Source organism: Cryobacterium arcticum, from assembly GCF_001679725.1.
Taxonomy (GTDB): domain Bacteria; phylum Actinomycetota; class Actinomycetes; order Actinomycetales; family Microbacteriaceae; genus Cryobacterium; species Cryobacterium arcticum_A.
In genome coordinates, this window is sequence record NZ_CP016282.1 from 3,286,229 (window position 1) to 3,302,813 (window position 16,585).

Genomic DNA, 16,585 nt, shown 5'->3' on the forward strand with positions numbered 1-16,585 from the left:
GGATGAAGGCGAGGAAGTCCTCTGCCAGCATTTTGAGTATCTCTGCTCAGCGCAGCGTCTCACGAGTCATGCGGCCGCTCACGTGTTGTGACTGTTCAGCGTGGAGAGCATTTCGTCTTAGAGCACAGAATGCTGCTGCCCCTAGACGGGATGCAGTGAGTTAAAGCGCGCCACCGCACCCACTCGGATCTTTCCTCCCCGACCTCCGAATTCAGCTCGTGGGGATGCGGAGCTGGTTAGACCGGCCCCGCTCCCACAACGCCAGTTCTATGAGCTTCTCATCGCGCTGATAAACGAGTTGCCTCAGACACACGGCAACGATGATGCCGATCAAGGCTCCGATCGAATTTGATGCGACGTCACCCCAGCTCGCAAAACGCGCCGATAGAAACGCTCCTTGGGACAATTCAATCGCGCCGGAGAGCGCCGGGCAGAAGACAATCGAAAGCCACCAGATCTTGAGCGGAAGCAACAGAGTGATTAGGAACCCGAGGGGTATGAACATGAAAATGTTGGCGGAGAACTCAAGCTTGTTGTAGCCGAACCACTCGGGAACACCGTTGCGGTGCAGAACAGTCAATACTTTGTCAATCGAACCCTGGTAACCCTGATCGAGCGGTGTCGGCGAGAGCGTCGCGAGAAGAACGACAGAGATATATGCGAGAAGCGCAAGAACCGAGAGCCATTCGCGAACTCGGCTCTTCCGCGGAATACCGGCATGTGGTGCAAATCCAGACATGTTCCCCCAATAAGTGAGTGTCTTCTAGTTCGCAGTGGGTAATCTGCGCCATTTGCTATAGACGCCAGAGGCAGAGCTCTGTGGCGTATGAAATCAGTCGGCAGCCTACAAGCCGGATCGTGGCCGGCATTGACCCTGGCTTCGGGCCTCAGAGGACATGCTACGGCAGTGCAGGATCATCCCTGGTTGGGGCTGCTCCAAGTGACTGTGTTGGCCGTTCGGCTCCGATGCGCACCGCGACAAGGGCGAGTGCCAAGAACACCCACAGCTTGGCGTCATAGAAGTTGGACACAACCATGCCTCCTACGACAACAACGGACAGCCAACCTGAGGCCAAGAGCCGTGCGGAATTATTACCTGAGAAATAAATCTTGAGGATCACATAGATTGCAAGGGCAAGCTGGATGAGCAATAAGAACACCCCGCCGTCCATCATGGCCTGCAACCATATGTTGTTGGTGACCATCTTGTTCAACGAGACTCCGTCGTACTGCTGGTACTGCAGACCCTGGATGTACAACCCAAAGTTTGAAGGGCCGACCCCAAGCCATGGATGGTCCCGGGCGATGTCGACTGCGGCCCCGTATATCTGGAGCCGAGGCGCGTTGGAGGTTACCTCGTTCGGATTGAAGATACTCAGGAACTGGTTCCAGAGCGTCGTGGGTATTGCGGGGATCGCGAAGCAAACCACTATGAACAACCCCAAAGCGGATGAGGCACAAACGAGGACTTGCTTCGTCGAGATGAATCGCCTGAGGACAGGCCAGCTGAGTACAAGGAGGAGAGGAATGGTGAGAAAGACGGCGCGGCTGTTGAGAAGCACCAGTGTCGCCACGATGAGCAGTAGGTGCGCATACCTAGCCCAGGTGCCTCCCGTCAGGTATACGCGCACGCACGCGGCTGCAAGCGCCAACACCAGGAAGTAGCCCAGGTAGGCGGGCTCGTAGCTGAACGATGCGATCCGTCCGAGACCGCCGCTCTGTCCCTCATATTCGATAAATTGGGGAAGGTCCAAGTAGAAAGCGACCAGCTGGTAGAGCCCGAATAAGCAGGCAAACAATGCGCCCCAAACAAACCACTTGAGCAAGTCTTCGAATCGGCCCAGAGATGCAGCGGCATAGACAGCAAGTGCAGGCACCAGGGCTCCGGCGATCACTGTGAGAGTGCTTAGGACTGCCGCCCGCACGTCCAGCGAAAATGCGCTGGAAACGATCATGACCAAGACGATCCCAGACATGAGGGCAAGGATCGACTTGGGCGGATAGAACTTACGACCTGAGAGCGTTGCGATAGCCGCGAGGACCAATGAAAGTCCGAACGCGACGACGCTAATTTTGACGTTGAAAGCGCCGACGGACAGGTTGCCGAGGCGATCCCAGGAGACTGTGAATAGACCGATATAGCAGAGCACGACCGCCACTGTCAGCGTCGCTCTGCGCAGCCCAACCGCCTTCTCTACCACCGTCTGTTCTGTGGCAATCGGCTCGCTCGAGACGCGTCTTGACATGGACATCCTGTTCCCCCTCACCTGTTTCTCGCCCAACCTTGCGAAGCTATGCAGCTTTCGCGCAGATCCCCAATAGCGGCGGACAACCAGGCGTTCAACGCTTGGAAATTCTCTGACGGACTTTGAGTACAGTCTGACGTCGCGATTCTTCAGGCAAGGCGACAAACCATAGCAACAAGTAGCAGCCCAGTAAGGTGACGACACCTACTAGTAACCCCCACCATGTCCCTTGTCCGCCTTGGAGGATCACGATGGTAGTGACGACCGGGACCGGCAGGATCAAGATGATGGGGCGGATAGCGGAGACAGATAGCATCTCCCATGCTGGGAGTTTGAGTACCCTGGAGAGCTTCACCGACCATGTGAAAGATAGACATAGTCCGACGACTCCAGCGATGAAGATACCCAGAGCCACGCCAATCGCACCCAGTTGCATGCCCAGCCACAGGCTTAGGACAAGGCTGATGACAGCCTCCACCACAGGGGGCAGAACAGCTCTGGTATGCGTCTTTGTCGCAATCAACGCCAGGCTCAACGGTGTTCCGGCTAGATGGATTGCGTTACCCACCAGCAGGATCGCCAAGATTGGCCAATACTCCATCAGGTCGCCATCCGCTTTCTTAGCCAGAAGCGGCAACACCGTCGGTGAAATCATGAGAAGACCAGCAACGACAGCGAACAAGAAGACGCCGTTAAGTTGGCTTAGCGACTTGGTGAGCACTGACACACGGTCAATCCCGTGCCGGTCATGGACTCTTGCCAGCTCTGGGAGCAAGGGAGCAGTGATTGAACTTTCCAGCCCAGCAACCGCGGAAACCATGAGCGCCGCGATTGAGAAAGGTACTACCGCTGAGTAGTCGAACCTGGCCACCATGATGACGCCGGCGCCGCTCGTAACGAGCATGCACAGTCCCCAGATGGCCAATGGCCCTGAGTAGCGCATAAGCGCGACAACACCATAGTTCTTGACTGTCTGCTCGCTCTCCCCCACGCCGGCTCTACGCGCCTCCATTCGGAAACGAGCAAACAACACGATGGTCCCGATGACAAGCGGCGCCGCATACCCCACTGCGGTTACCACCAGTTCACCCGACACTATGGCAGCGCCTAGAGCCACAATGAGAGAAAGGACTCGAGCCGGAGCAAGAATCAATGCGGGGACGAAGCTTCTCTGCTGTCCAGCGAAATAGGCCGAGACTGTGTTGCCCATGAGGCTGCTGGTCTGCCCGATTACGAGCACAACTAGAGCGACGGTGGCATCCAATTCGAACCGACTCGGCACATCTGGAAAGATCCGGCTGAAAGCCAAAGCGCCGCCAATAGCGGCTGCAAAGCAAATTGCAGATACCAATCCGCTGGTTTTCAAACCAGACTTAGTGACTCGGATGGCGGCTTGTTGGTCGTCGCTACTGATGGCTCTGCCAACCATTGCTTGAACCGTCGTGGGAACACCCAAGTCGAAATAAACGACAAACGCCCCGAGGCTAAAGATAAGCGCCCACACGGAATACTCGCTGTGCCCAAGCACAACGATCAGACAGAGCGGAAGGAGAACGGTGACTGCACTGGATGAGAACGCTCGAACTATGTTGGCGAGCGCGTTTTTCACCAACAACAGAACCCGTCCGGTGGGGGCCTCACTCACCGGTATCTCCCTCACCACCTCAACCGACCGGAGTGTTTGGTCGATCAACGGGCAGGGTGCGAACCACTCGAGCGGGGGCTCCAACAGCGATTGAGTTCGCCGGGATGTCCCCCGTGACCACAGACCCAGCGCCAATGATGCTGTTCTCCCCGATGGTCACATTCGGCAAGATGACCGCGTTCACGCCGATGAACACTCGGCGACCAATCCGTACGTGCGAGGCATCCATATTGATCTGTGTTGCCCTATTGCCATCATCCGGGAAGCCGACGGGATGAGTGGTGTCAACAATGGCTGCACCTGCCGCAATGCATACTAAATCTGCAATTTCGATGGAACTGCACGCGGCAATGTGCACATTCTGTTCGATGTTGACGTCATTCCCGAGAATCAGTGAGCCCATCGGCAGTCCCGGACGGTCAACGATCTCAAGCCGAGCTCCGTCACGGATACTGCAACGTGCCCCAATGCGGATACCGCCTGGGTTAGCAATAAGCATCGGCTTCTTGATGATCGAACCGCGGCCGAAGGCTCCAAACTGAGGAGCGAAATAGAGTCTTGACTTCAGCGACCAGTACACGTGACCTAGCTTGTTGAAGAGTCCGACGACATTTCTTTGCCTAAGCTTCTGCAGCGCTTCCATCCCTGACGTCACCCTCCCCCAACCGTGACCCCGACGTTTGCCCGTTCGTCGCCTCGTAGGAGAGACGAGGCGGTGGTACTGCTGATGCCACTCGGAGCGCTTCGCGGAAACCGCTCTGCCTTACGCGGAAGACGTTGACACTGTCTCGACGGAGTGCCAGGCGAGCAAACATCCAAACTTGAATATAGGACAGAGCAACGAATTTGGACGCGACGTTAAGGTGGCGGATCGCTATCAGGGGCCAGTTTCGGGACACCCACTTCACGGTGAAGGGCGAGCTCTTTCCCCCGGTGAGACTGCTGGCTTTGTGAATGATGGTGACCTCGGGAGTGACCCAGTATTCGAAACCCTGGGCAACGCTCCGGACTGCGAAGTCCACGTCGTCGAAATAGACAAAATACACAGGGTCCATGAGGCCGACGGACTTGAAGACAGCAGGGTGCACCAGAAGGCAGCAGGTGGAAGCGTAACCCGTTTTCACCAATTCCTTTGGGAACTGTGACACAGACTGCCCAGCTGTCCCATGCAGGGTCCGGAACCCTTGCAGCGGCACGAACTTACCGCCCCCATACCAAATGGTTCCTGCCGGCTCCGTCGCTTCGATTGCCGGAGACAGCAGCTTCAAACCGTTCTCTTCCGCCACCTGGACCAGGGTCGCTAGAGCGTTTCCCGGCAGCACAGTGTCATTGTTCAGAAGCAAGACCCAGTCGCAACCATCCTGCAGCGCGAGTTCGATTCCTTGGTTATTACCGACGGCGACACCGACGTTTGAGTCGTTAGGAACGATGGCCACGAATCCCAATCGAGATTCAGCACGAAGCATCGCAACTGAAGCATCATGCGAATCGTTGTCGACTGCGTAAAGGCGGAGCTCCACGCCCACCTGCTGCGCGAGGCTATCGAGAAAGTCCGGGAGCACGGTTTCGCTGTTGTAGGTGACTGTGACAACGCCGACCTTAGGAGCTCTAGTTTCCACGTGAAATTTCCGATCTAGCCCAGTTGAGAAGTTCGCTGGCGCCGTCCTTGAACTTCACTTTCGGGTCATACCCGAGCTCTCGTTCGGCTGCCGAATTACTCGCGAATGCGGCGCGCACATCTCCTAGCCGGTAATTGTGGCTCAACTTAATCTCGGGGGATTGAGCCACTTCGGTAAGCACGGTCGCGAAATGCGCGAGCGTATCTGAAGCACCCGAACCGATGTCCACGATTCTGTACGCGCCTTCGACCGGCCGATCGATTGCGCTGTGCAGCGCAGAGACAACGTCACTGACGTGGACAAAGTCACGGACAATTCCTCCTCCTTCGTAGACGTCAATTGCCTCGCCGGACAGCGCCTGCCGTGCAAATGCAGTCAAAACTCCCGTGTAGGGGTTTCGCAGTGCCTGTCCTGCGCCGTATACATTCTGCAGTCGGAGAATTGACAAGGAGACGGACATGGAAGCACACCAGGAAATCAAGATGTTCTCCTGGGCTAGCTTCGTCGCCGCGTAGATGTTCGAAGGTCGCGCCTCAACGGACAATGCCTCGTGAGGAATCGGCTCTCCGGTCTGTCCCTCCGGGCCCAGAGGGGACCATTGCGCGCCTTCAAGCTGCTGGGCCGTTCTCGGTTGGCCATAGAAGCGGTCCCCAGTCTCGGCGGATTCCCAAGCGCCCTCTCCATACACTGCGCGCGACGATGTCAGGATGATCGACCGAGGAAGGACATTGTTGCGGGCCAACGCGTCAAGCATGACGGCCGTCCCGTGAACGTTGACATAGGTGTGGCGCGATGCCTGAAGAAGAGACTGACCAGTTCCTGTCTCAGCAGCCAAATGAACGATGGTGCTAGGCGCCACGGACTTCAGAAGCTCGTCCCACATGATCGGATCAGTGACGTCTCCGCGGATGAAACGCACGCGGCCGTCGAAGTGCGGCTCAACAGCGGCCTCGCCATGGACCTGCGGGTGAAGGCTATCGAGAATCACCACTTCGGACCCTGATTCGAGCTCTGCAAGTAGCCGAGTTCCGATGAAGCCAGCGCCCCCGGTAATGAGTATGGTCATGAAGGAATTCCCCGTGTTCGGTCGTGCACTAATAGCTCGCAAGAGGAGTTCACTTTGCGTGCCAAATGATTGCCCTGATTCACTCGGGCGACTTGCGACCGCCGGCGCTGGAGCCAGGGCGACAAGGACGTCTGAGCTTTCGTCCCCCACGAACGAACGACTTGGCGGCCACTGCTAATGCTGCCGATGACGGTCCTGCTCATTCGAAGCCGACCCCCCCCCTGGGAAACGTGTCTGACTCGTAGCCTATCGTCTTGACAAATTTGGCTTCGCCGCGAGGGCTTGCGGGCGCCTATAGTGACTCTGAATTCGTGCCCGTCCAGAGCAGGCGCCCGTTCCGCGAACTATCGGCCCGGTCGGCCCACTGTTCTTTCGCCGCGCATCAGCCTCGAACGCCCTCTGCTTTCTGCGAACGCAGCGTTTCTCGAGAGAGAATCCCGACGCGGACCCAATCCCCATAGGACCCGACAAAGAACATGGTCTTCACAATGGCTGCCGCTGGGAGTCGACAGTTCGCGTACTCAAGCTCCGGCAGGGTTACACGCTGGCTTCTCTAATGGTCGAAGCCGCGCTCCGTGCGGATGCTGAGCACGCTCCGCTGCACTGACCCTGTCAGCAGACTCTTACCCTCGGTTCCCTCATAGTCGTAAATGTCGTAGGACCCACACTGGTGGATGGCTGCGGGTTTCCCGAGGGACTGAACGTTTTCTGCCGTCATCCAGGTGCCGTCGACAACCACGTATGAGAAATCTCGATCAACAAATGAGGCCATATTGATCATCCAGGCTTGAGCGGACAAACTGTCCGGGTAGACCTGGAGGATTACGCCGGTGTGGGAACCATAGAGCTCCATGGGTCTGCTGGACCAGAAGGACGCCACTCCATTCGCGCTTTTGCCGGCAAGAAATGAATCGAGACAATCGGCGGAGGAAAATTCCTCGGACGCTGTGACCTCCGCAAGTCGTGGTGCCGAAAGGGCAGTTCCAGCGCCACCCAACACCAGGAGAACTCCGAGCATTGACAGGATCACGCGATTAGCCCTCAGCGGCCAGCGACGCAATATTCTCTCGCCAACGCTCGTCAGGAGCGCGACTCCGCCAAGCAGCGGAATTATGAAGAGGGGAATGAGGTAACGCGTAGTTGTTGAACCTGTAACGATGTATCCGAGCAAGAGGACTACAACAGTGATCGACACGTAGCTCGCGATGAACACCTTAGTTGTAGAAAACCGCTTGGCCATTTGCGGCCTTGCCTGCGCATATAGCGCCACTAGAAGATAACCCGCCGAGATGGACATCAACGCGACCAAGAGAACCAGCTTGAGGGTCCCGCTCTTGCGATCAAGAAGGTCCAGCACTACCTGACTCAGGGCCTTCATGCTGGCCGGGATTTCATCCGTTCGAACATAGCCGGCAACGTCAGTCGAATAGAAGGCGACGAGTAGCCTCCGTGTCAGCAACGAAGCGGCAGCGGCGACTGCTTGCACGCCGACTACGACGGAGAAGACTATCCAGTTGACCCTACCCATGAAAAGCAATAGCAACAGGGTGACCGCGAGGGGAGCCGCAATCTGCAGCAGGAATAGGGGATTCGAAGTCGCCGTAAGCCAACTGATCGCGAAGACAGCGGCGGAGCGCGGGGCAAGGGCTCTGAACTGTCCACGTTCAATGACGGGGTTTCTGATCATCCACAGGCTCAATGACACAACGGCGAGCCCAGAGAGAACAGAGCCGGAGTAATACGTTGTCAGGAGAAAAAAGGTCGCCATCGCCGTTGAGTTAACGACAGGGTCTCGCTCCAGGACTACGAAGACCGCGAACAGCCCTATGCAGAGAAGCGCGCTCAACACGATTGCGTGGCGAGGGAATCGCTGCGGCGAAAGGATGGAGCCGACCCACCTGAGGGCCCCATAGAGAAGCACCAAATTCAGACCTGCGTTGATAGCCAACGCGGCTTGCGGGGTTGGCGCGAACAGAGCAGATACCGCGTATAGCGGTATCTCAGGGAAGAAGAACAGTTGAGATGAGAAGACCCACTCAAATGTTTCTTGACGAGAAAAGGACTGCAGGATCATTGGCAGCACGATGGAATCGCCGTTGTGAAGAAACATGTCCTGCCAGGCGCCGGTGAGAAGGCGCGCCAAGAGCATTGTTGCTATTGCGGCAGCGATTCCAACTCCAGCGAGTTCTGTCGCCCAGGACAGGGCCCTCGGGTGATCCCACAGCCGATTCAGACGCGCGGGGGCCCTGAACCGGCGGGGGCTAATTGACACTTGCGAATCGCAGCCGAAAAACGAGCGCGAAGTTCTTGAGCAGGGTTCCAGCCGGCATCTTTGACGTCCCTTGGGTGCGGTCAAGGAAGATGATTGGTACTTCCGCGGATGCGGATGAAGCCAGAAGCGCACGGTGCTTGAGCTCTATGACGAATCCGTAGCCCGTTGCGGTGATTGTTTCGGGCCGTGCGGATTTCAAAACAGCACGCGAGTACATGTTGTAACCGCCGGTGTAATCCGTGAGCTTGTTGCCGAGCATTAACCGGGAATAGATGTTTCCTCCCGCACTGAGGAACCTGCGGTACAGGCTCCAATCCGGCGAACCGCCTCCAGGAATATATCGAGAAGCCACGATCAAGTCCATTCCTTTTCTGGCTTGTTCGAAGAACTGTTTTAGATATGCGGGATCGTGGGACAGATCAGCATCCATCTGCATTATGTAATCGAAACCCTCATTGACGAGAATTCGAAATCCATTGACGTACGCTGCTCCGAGCCCCGCCTTATCGGCCTTTACGATTACGCGAATTCGAAACGTGTCAGTCTCCAGCCTTCCCGCAAGATCTCGCACTAGTTGCGCCGTTCCATCGGGCGATGAGTCGTCAAGGACTGCAATGGTCACCGCGACATCGCCCTCCTCGGCGCACTCTTTAGCAATCCGAACCAATAGCGTCTCAACGTTATTGGCCTCGTTGTACGTCGGTATGGCTATGGCGACACTCAGCATGGTTCTCCCCCGGTAGGCTCGGATGCGGTGAGTGTCCTGAGAATATGGCACTTTAATTTCGCAATCCAAACTATTCACGCTAGCACTTCGAGACCCAACCAATTTCCCTTTGGAGTGGGTCTATGGTCACATTCCTGAGCCTGCCGAGCCATCGAGAGAAATAAGTAAAAATGCCGAATGTGACCGAATTCTTGATCAAGGTGTGGAACCGCTTAGCACGATATGCGCTGAAATTTGGCGTCGTCGGAGGCGCAGGATTCTTGGTGAACGTCGGCATCTTCAATCTCCTGCGTTCAGGAGTATTGGGGGGAGGCGATTTTGTTCAAGGCCCACTCGGCGCCAGCATGATTGCCGCAGCGATTTCGATCCTATTCAACTGGGTGGGGAATCGATTCTGGACCTTTCGTGAGCACCGCCGCCAGGATCTAGGTCTCGAACTTCTCGAATATGCCGCCGTTTCCGTCGCCGGAATGTTCTTCCAGATCGCCTGCCTCTACGTGTCCCATTACGTCCTTGGATTCACGTCACTTCTTGCGGACAACATCTCCGGCAACTTCATGGGAATCGGGCTCGGCACAGTCTTCCGGTTCGTGGTGTTTCGTTACTGGGTCTACGGGAGCCATCGCAAAGGAGCTGGCATCGCGCAACAACGAACTGTCGAACTGGCCCCCGTGCCTGTTGAAGCCTCGCAACGGGGCCAGTAACTGGGCCACCTGACTGGTATCGAAGCCTCCAAAAGTGGAGCCGGGCTTTGGCTCTAAGAAAGGCACCAGCTGAATCGCTGGAGTGTCTCTAGCGGTCCTTGGATGAAGCCGCCCCACGATGCGTCGCTAGGCCAAGTGCTGCTCTACAAGGAGATTCGAGACCGAAAGAGCAACTCTGTCCCACGAGTATTGCTCAGCGGTGATCACATGCGCGGGAAACCGCTCCCCCGCCGGGATATCTGACATGACTTCCACCCATTCGCGAACATCCGCAGAATCGGATACTGCGCGGCCTCCTCCTGCGCATATCTCCTTAACACTTTCGCAACCGTCGAAGAAGACCACAGGACAGCCGCACAGCGCTGCCTCTAGTGCTGGCAGGCCGAATCCCTCAAGCAGAGATGGCTGGACGGTGGCCCGGGCTCCCCTGTACAGCTGCGCCAGGCGCGTGTCGTCAATGTTCGAAAAGAGTCTGACGCGGTCCGTCACGCCGTACTTCTCTGAGAGCGCCTCAAGGGCGTTCTTCTCTGAAGTCACCACGTAGAAATCGAACTCGCCCATCTGAGCGATCGCCGCCACGACTGTCTCAACGTTCTTGTGGCTCTTAAGGTTGCCTACGTAAAGAAAATATGGCCGGGATGATTCAAAAGCTTCGCCCGCATGGGCAAATGCTGCTGAGCTTCCATTTCCTGCGTTCACAACCCTGACGTCGGAATCGTCGATCCAGTTCTCCAGGTGGCGCTTAGACGTTTCAGAGACTGTCAGCACGTGCCCGTTCTTCTTAATCAGGGGCTTCAGGAAGAAATCATAGTAGGGGCGGTACTTCGCCGATCCTGGGCCCTCGAGATGGATCAGGTCATGGAGGGTGATTGTTTGCGGAACGCTTCTTAGAAACCCGTTATAACCTGGGGAGTAAACCGCCCTGGGCTTGTCGCCTTCGATCTTGAGCGACTTCGTGACGAAATCAAGTGGGGATGACGGGCTGCCAGACTGCTCGATCTCTTGCCAATCGAGCGCCAACCTTTCGGTCACTTCCTTGGCGTACCGTCCAATTCCGTTTCTGCCCGACCACCTGGTGTCCACGACAATCATTCGCCTACCCACTCCCGAATACGATCCTCGAAAACACCAACATCGAATTGCCACGCCCGCTCGATACAGTCTTGCGCCTTGGCACTTGCTGCGATCTCGACTGCTTCCTTAAGCGAGGTGCTGTCGAAGGACTGAACCAGAGCACCAGTGACGCCGTGGAGCACGCTCTCTGCGGCTCCCCCGATTGCATTCGCGACAACTGGCGTGCCGGTTGCCATGACTTCCACGGGCATAATGCCAAAATCTTCGACTGGGGGGAAAACATAGACGAGCGCCCGCCTGAAGAGTTCGTTGAGCATCGCCGAGGACGGTCGAGCTACGAACGTCACCGTGCCAGGGCGCCGGCCTGCGACGGCTCGGAGTCTCTGCTCGTCCGGTCCGGCTCCCGCCAAGACCACTGGAAGATCTGCCGCCCAGCCTGCCGCAATCGCGTCCTCGAGGCGCTTGTACGGAACGAATCTCGAAGCACCCAGGATGAACGTGGTGGGCAGTGCCTTTAACACTTCATGCTCTTCGTCGGTGAGCAGCTCGGATGGGTCGGCCGCAAAATCAGCTACATTCACGGGTGGATAAATGACCGTGCTATCCCGACCCCAGGCCTCGGATATTCGTTTCTGAATAAACATGCTGTTCGCGGCAATGCTCGTCGCTTCCTGCGCACGACCTCGATCTAAGGCCTTTAGTGGCCTCGAAAGGGCTCGGGCGACGATGCCGTTGCCTCGCCCATCCAGCTCGGGAGTCCAAATGTATCGAGCTGGCGTATGTACATAGACGAACTTCCGCATTCCTTCAGGCTGTTTGCGGAACCTAGCATGGTGCGCGAAAAGGTGACTACTGCACAAGACCCAGTCCGCCTCAATTCTGGGTAGATCCCTCCACACAAGAGGCATAAGTGGCAATGCCAGCGCCTTGTGGTGCCGCAAAGGGGTCTTCGACAACCAAGTTTCTGTAACTCGTCCACTTCGAAAGCGCGATGGGAGGTCTTCCCAGAGAGAGACGATAGGCGCATCAGGGTATATCGAAGCAAGGACTTCGACTACGTTCTCTGACCCGCCATTCGTCGCGAGCCACTCGTGCACGATGACGCCGCTCATGAAACATCTCCTATTTGGGGTAGCCCCGAACCTGGCTGAGCCGGCTCGGCGCAGTGCTGACTAACGATATCGGCAGACAGGAACCTGCCGAGAACCGCCGGCTTCGTATGATTGTCCGCTTAGGGGCGCTACGGCGTGACTGCGGAAACCGCCGTCACTGCTCCCTCAATGAAGATCGGCACGTCTGTGAGCTGAATGTTCACCATCCCGTCCACGGACTGGACCACTGTGACGTCTCCGCTCAGGGAGGTCAGTGTGAGAGCCCCTGTCGTCTTGTACGAGACGGAGGCGGGAGTTGGAGACCACGCCACTCGGCTTGCGTCCTTACCCTCGCCGAAGGCGTATGAGTACGTGGATGCGCCTACCTCATCACGAACCGTGAAATCCTTGCCGGCAACTTTCCTGATGAGAAGGGCCTGAGCCATCCCGGCAGGTTTCGGGGGAAGGGCGGGTACTGCGTCGGTGGCCTGCTTCACCAACCCGAAGTTTCCTTCATGGTCAGTCGGGTTGGTTTGGTCGTTCACCAGGTCGTACCAGAAGTACTTCTCAACGTTGTTTGCCAGCGCGATGGTTTCCGCCCTCACCAGGAACTTCGCCTGCGCGTCTTCGCCAAGCGATGCGGTTGACCAACCAAGTTCGGTCAGCCAGATTGGCTTTTCGACCCCGCCGTTGTATTCCTTAATACGGTTCTCGGCCTGTTGCAAGCTATCCACTAGGAATTCCGGGTCTCCGGAATAGCCATAGTCGTACGGATGAAAACTGACTGCATCGAGGTACTTCAAGCCGCCCGCCTGGTAAAGCTCGGTCAGCCAGGCGTCGTCATTATGTGCGATCGACGGTCCCACGACGTTGACTCCCGGGTTTGTAGCCTTCACCTTGTTATAGCTGGCTTCCAGAAGAGGCAAATAGCACGTGGCGTTGGAGCCGCAGGCGCTGGTATTCATAGGCGGATTATTGAACTCGTTGTAGATCTCAACCGAAGGGGCATTGAGGTGAGTGACCATGGCGTCGGTGTAGTTTGCAAACGCCTCAATCGCCTCGGGACTGCTGGGCGTGCGCCCTCCGTCGTACAGGTCGTTGCCGTAATCACTGATAGGGAGGATCGCCATGCCTTCGCTGGCGTAGGCGTTCATCTCAGCAGTCTCGTCAGCTCGGAAGGTGTACTCGCCTCGAGACTTCTCAACGTACGACCACGTCGCGTCTGTGCGCATGTTTCCAAAGCCGATTTGACGCGCGACCTGTGGGGCCGTGTCCCGGACCTGGTGGCTAAAGTGAACGCCGATCCCGAAACGGTCATCAAAGGAAACTTCGGTGGGATCAAGAACAGCGATGGTTGTATTGATCATGTCGCCAGGATTCTGCACACTGGCCAACGCGACCAAATAGTATCCCTGAGCAAGACTCTTCAGATCGACAACGCCGAGCCCATTGCTAGTGGAGACTTCGCCCTCGGCAGCAACTTCTCCAGACGGTTTCGTGACGGTCCATGCGATTTGATCGGTCCGCCAAGCGACACTGAGAGCTGCTTTCTCGCTCTCAAGAATCAATGACTCATTCGCGATCTGCGTGGGCGCCTCGTAAGTTTCGAATGAACTGTTGAGCACGGCATTGTCAGCTACCGTTGCCGACGTCATCGAGAGTTCGTCGATTTGAAGCGCGTCGGTGGGACCGGCGACCAGAAGTTCAAGCAACACGGTCGTCTCGCCCGGGCCCGTCTTGTAGGCCCATTTCGTCGTTGACCATTCCCCCGGCGTCGGCTCTAGCTGAGCCACGGTTTGACCGCCCATCTGGATCGAGACGTCTGCAGCCGGAGCCGGGGTATCGTCGCCATACTCGACAGACCTTATTTGTGCGCTCAGGTCATACTCGGTCTCTGGCTGCACCGCAATCGTTTGGGTGAGTGACCGATGGACGGGGTTATCCGAGGGAGTGGCACTCTCTACCCGAAGTGAGACTCCGCCATTGTCCGCGACCCCTGCCTCGGCAAGGAACTTAGCGCCTAGGTCATCCGTTCCCGACTCGCTCCAGTCTGAGAAAGCGGCCAGCACCGTCGCTGTCGGAGCGTCCGGCAAGACCGGTTCCGCTGCAGGCTCCGCCGGCTTCGCTGTGTCGGCCGGCGCGCTAGGTTCACCATGCAGCCAGGGACCGAAAACCAGAAGGCCAGTCAGGGAGAGCGCGAGCGCGCCCCCAACGCCCACGATCCACCACGTTCGAGTTCTTAGTGGAGGCAATCCCGACCGTCGGCGTTTGGCTGGCTGTGTTGAAGTCATTCGCGGTGCGTCCCCCCAGAGGTTATTGCGGTGGCACCCGAATTTCCGTGCACCAGCTGATCGCTCCCCCTGTGAGCCCCGGCCGTTCCAGCCTAGGCCACACGCCATTCATACTCCGCACCTGCCACAGGTAGACCGCCGCACAATCACCAGTAGCGCGGAGTCCGCTGCCGGAGCCTATGCGCGCGATGACGCAGAATGCTCGCCCCGAATGGGGGCAAGAATCTAGCCGCGTCGCTCGGCGACGGCGACGACATGCCCTTTAGGCTGAGCCCGGGGCAGGTCCATTGCCTCGAGAGTGAGTTGCACTCCGGCCGGCAGCGTGTGTTGCCCAGAAGCCGTGATCCTATTGGCGGTCTGTTCTTCGTGGTCTTCTCCAGCCCTACCTTCCTGTTCCTCTTTCTACCGATCACGCTGTTGGTGTACCACGCCATTCCCGTGGCGTCACGGTGGCGGAACACCTGGTTGCTGGCCGCGAGCATCCTGTTCTATCTGTGGGGTGCCGGCAGCGCGATTCTGGCGATTCTGTTCGTGAGCCTGTCCAGCTTCGGCGGCGCGTACATCGCGTGGCTCATTCTGCGGCGGCAGCGCCGGGACGCGGTGCCGGGCGGGGAAGCCCGCAAGATCACCATTCCGTCCTTCATCACGCTGCTGATCATCCTGGTGCCGTTGGTGGCGTTCAAGTACCTGCCGCAGGTGGCGACGCTGGAGATCCCGCGGGTCTCCTCCGCGCTGACAACCCTGGGGGCGAACACCTGGGCACTCCCCCTCGGCATCTCCTTCTTCACCTTCCACGCCCTGTCGTTCGTGATCGACTCGGCCCGGGCCGGCCGGCCGCTGACGACGTCGTTCCCGTCGTACTTGCTCTACCTGTTCGTGTTCCCGCACCAGATCGCCGGCCCCATCGTGCGGTACTCCGAGATCGGCGCGCAGATCACGGCCGTGCGCCGGATTACCGTGCGGCAGATGGGCTACGGCATCACCCGGTTCACCTGGGGTCTGTCGAAAAAGGTGCTCATCGCCGACAACTGCGGCGTAGTGGCCAACGCCATGTTCGACAACGCGGCGAACCCCACCCTGATGTCGGGTACCGGGGCCTGGCTGGGCGCCGTGGCCTACGCGCTGCAAATCTACTTCGACTTCAGTGGGTACTCCGACATGGCCATCGGTCTGGCGCAGATGTTCGGGTTCCGGTTTCCGGAGAACTTCCGGTCGCCGTACACCGCGGGCAACATCACCGACTTCTGGCGCCGCTGGCACATCACCCTCACCACCTGGTTCCGCGACTACGTCTACATCCCCCTCGGCGGCAACCGCCGCGGAGTCTGGGTGGAGTACGGCGCGCTGCTGCTGGTCTTCCTGCTGACGTCGCTCTGGCACGGCGCCCTGGCCGGGTTCCTGATCTGGGGCGGGCTGCACTCGCTGGCGTTGCTGTTTGAGCGGGTGACCGGGCTGCGCAAGGTGCGGTCCTTCGTGGTGCTGCGGCGCGCGCTGACCCTGCTGTTCGTGATCGCCGCGTGGGTGCCGTTCCGGGCACTCGAGCTGCACACCAGCGTGGACATCTGGCAGGCGATGCTCGGCGGACCGTGGGACTTCATGTCGCCGGGCCTGTTCGCCACGCTCACCCCGTTCACGATTGGTGCCCTCGTCGTGGGGGCGCTCAGCTTCGTGATGCCGGCGAAACGCACCGGCTTCCAGACCGTCTTCGGCCAGTCCGAACCGGGCACCCTGACCGCGTTCCGGTGGAAGAACGCGCTGGTGCTCGTGCCGCTGGCCCTCGTGGTCACCCTGGCGATGGTGCTGCACTCCGACTTCAGTCCGTTCCTGTACTTCCAGTTCTAAGGCGCATC

Annotated in this window: 13 protein-coding genes; 2 read left to right on the forward strand and 11 right to left on the reverse strand. The window is 58.1% G+C overall.

Annotation, left to right across the window (positions count from 1 at the left end; translation table 11 throughout):
• Nucleotides 1-211: 211 nt before the first annotated feature.
• The 8 genes from PA27867_RS14945 to PA27867_RS14975 form a co-directional block, all read right to left on the reverse strand.
• Nucleotides 212-739 carry a VanZ family protein gene (locus tag PA27867_RS14945; RefSeq protein ID WP_084021207.1) on the reverse strand — a complete coding sequence of 176 codons (528 nt, stop codon included), beginning with the start codon at nt 737-739 and terminating at the stop codon, nt 212-214.
• Nucleotides 740-899: 160 nt separating this feature from the next.
• Entirely contained in the window at nt 900-2,282 is a 1,383-nt protein-coding gene (locus PA27867_RS14950) for an O-antigen ligase family protein (protein ID WP_157109248.1), read from the reverse strand.
• A 58-nt stretch (nt 2,283-2,340) separates the two neighbouring features.
• Nucleotides 2,341-3,891, reverse strand: a complete 1,551-nt coding sequence (locus PA27867_RS14955; protein ID WP_157109249.1) for a hypothetical protein — start codon at nt 3,889-3,891, stop codon at nt 2,341-2,343.
• A 19-nt stretch (nt 3,892-3,910) separates the two neighbouring features.
• Entirely contained in the window at nt 3,911-4,534 is a 624-nt protein-coding gene (locus tag PA27867_RS20310; RefSeq protein ID WP_084021209.1) for an acyltransferase, read from the reverse strand.
• Nucleotides 4,512-5,510 (reverse strand): glycosyltransferase family 2 protein, encoded by a 999-nt coding sequence (locus PA27867_RS14960; protein ID WP_084021210.1) that lies wholly within the window; start codon nt 5,508-5,510, stop codon nt 4,512-4,514. The genes PA27867_RS20310 and PA27867_RS14960 overlap by 23 nt, the downstream gene beginning before the upstream one ends.
• Nucleotides 5,500-6,576: an NAD-dependent epimerase/dehydratase family protein gene (locus PA27867_RS14965; protein ID WP_157109250.1), complete on the reverse strand. Its 1,077-nt coding sequence runs from the start codon at nt 6,574-6,576 to the stop codon at nt 5,500-5,502. The genes PA27867_RS14960 and PA27867_RS14965 overlap by 11 nt, the downstream gene beginning before the upstream one ends.
• A gap of 553 nt (nt 6,577-7,129) precedes the next feature.
• Entirely contained in the window at nt 7,130-8,719 is a 1,590-nt protein-coding gene (locus PA27867_RS14970) for a hypothetical protein (RefSeq protein ID WP_157109251.1), read from the reverse strand.
• A 118-nt stretch (nt 8,720-8,837) separates the two neighbouring features.
• Nucleotides 8,838-9,575: a polyprenol monophosphomannose synthase gene (locus PA27867_RS14975; protein WP_066597659.1), complete on the reverse strand. Its 738-nt coding sequence runs from the start codon at nt 9,573-9,575 to the stop codon at nt 8,838-8,840.
• Between the two features lie 179 nt (nt 9,576-9,754).
• Between PA27867_RS14975 and PA27867_RS14980 the strand changes: the two genes are divergently transcribed.
• Entirely contained in the window at nt 9,755-10,279 is a 525-nt protein-coding gene (locus PA27867_RS14980; protein ID WP_167550849.1) for a GtrA family protein, read from the forward strand.
• Nucleotides 10,280-10,405: 126 nt separating this feature from the next.
• Here the strand turns inward: PA27867_RS14980 and PA27867_RS14985 are convergent, their stop codons facing one another.
• From PA27867_RS14985 to PA27867_RS14995, 3 genes are all read right to left on the reverse strand, one after another.
• Nucleotides 10,406-11,371 carry a glycosyltransferase family 4 protein gene (locus PA27867_RS14985; RefSeq protein WP_066597661.1) on the reverse strand — a complete coding sequence of 322 codons (966 nt, stop codon included), beginning with the start codon at nt 11,369-11,371 and terminating at the stop codon, nt 10,406-10,408.
• Complete coding sequence (locus PA27867_RS14990) at nt 11,368-12,156, reverse strand: glycosyltransferase (protein ID WP_236900725.1); 789 nt, start codon at nt 12,154-12,156, stop codon at nt 11,368-11,370. Before PA27867_RS14990 ends, PA27867_RS14985 begins: the two co-directional genes overlap by 4 nt.
• Nucleotides 12,157-12,593: 437 nt before the next feature.
• Nucleotides 12,594-14,348 (reverse strand): glycosyl hydrolase, encoded by a 1,755-nt coding sequence (locus tag PA27867_RS14995; protein WP_167550850.1) that lies wholly within the window; start codon nt 14,346-14,348, stop codon nt 12,594-12,596.
• Between the two features lie 753 nt (nt 14,349-15,101).
• Between PA27867_RS14995 and PA27867_RS15000 the strand changes: the two genes are divergently transcribed.
• A complete protein-coding gene (locus tag PA27867_RS15000; protein ID WP_066597669.1) occupies nt 15,102-16,577 on the forward strand; it encodes an MBOAT family O-acyltransferase in 1,476 nt (491 codons plus the stop codon).
• The last annotated feature ends 8 nt before the right edge of the window (nt 16,578-16,585 follow it).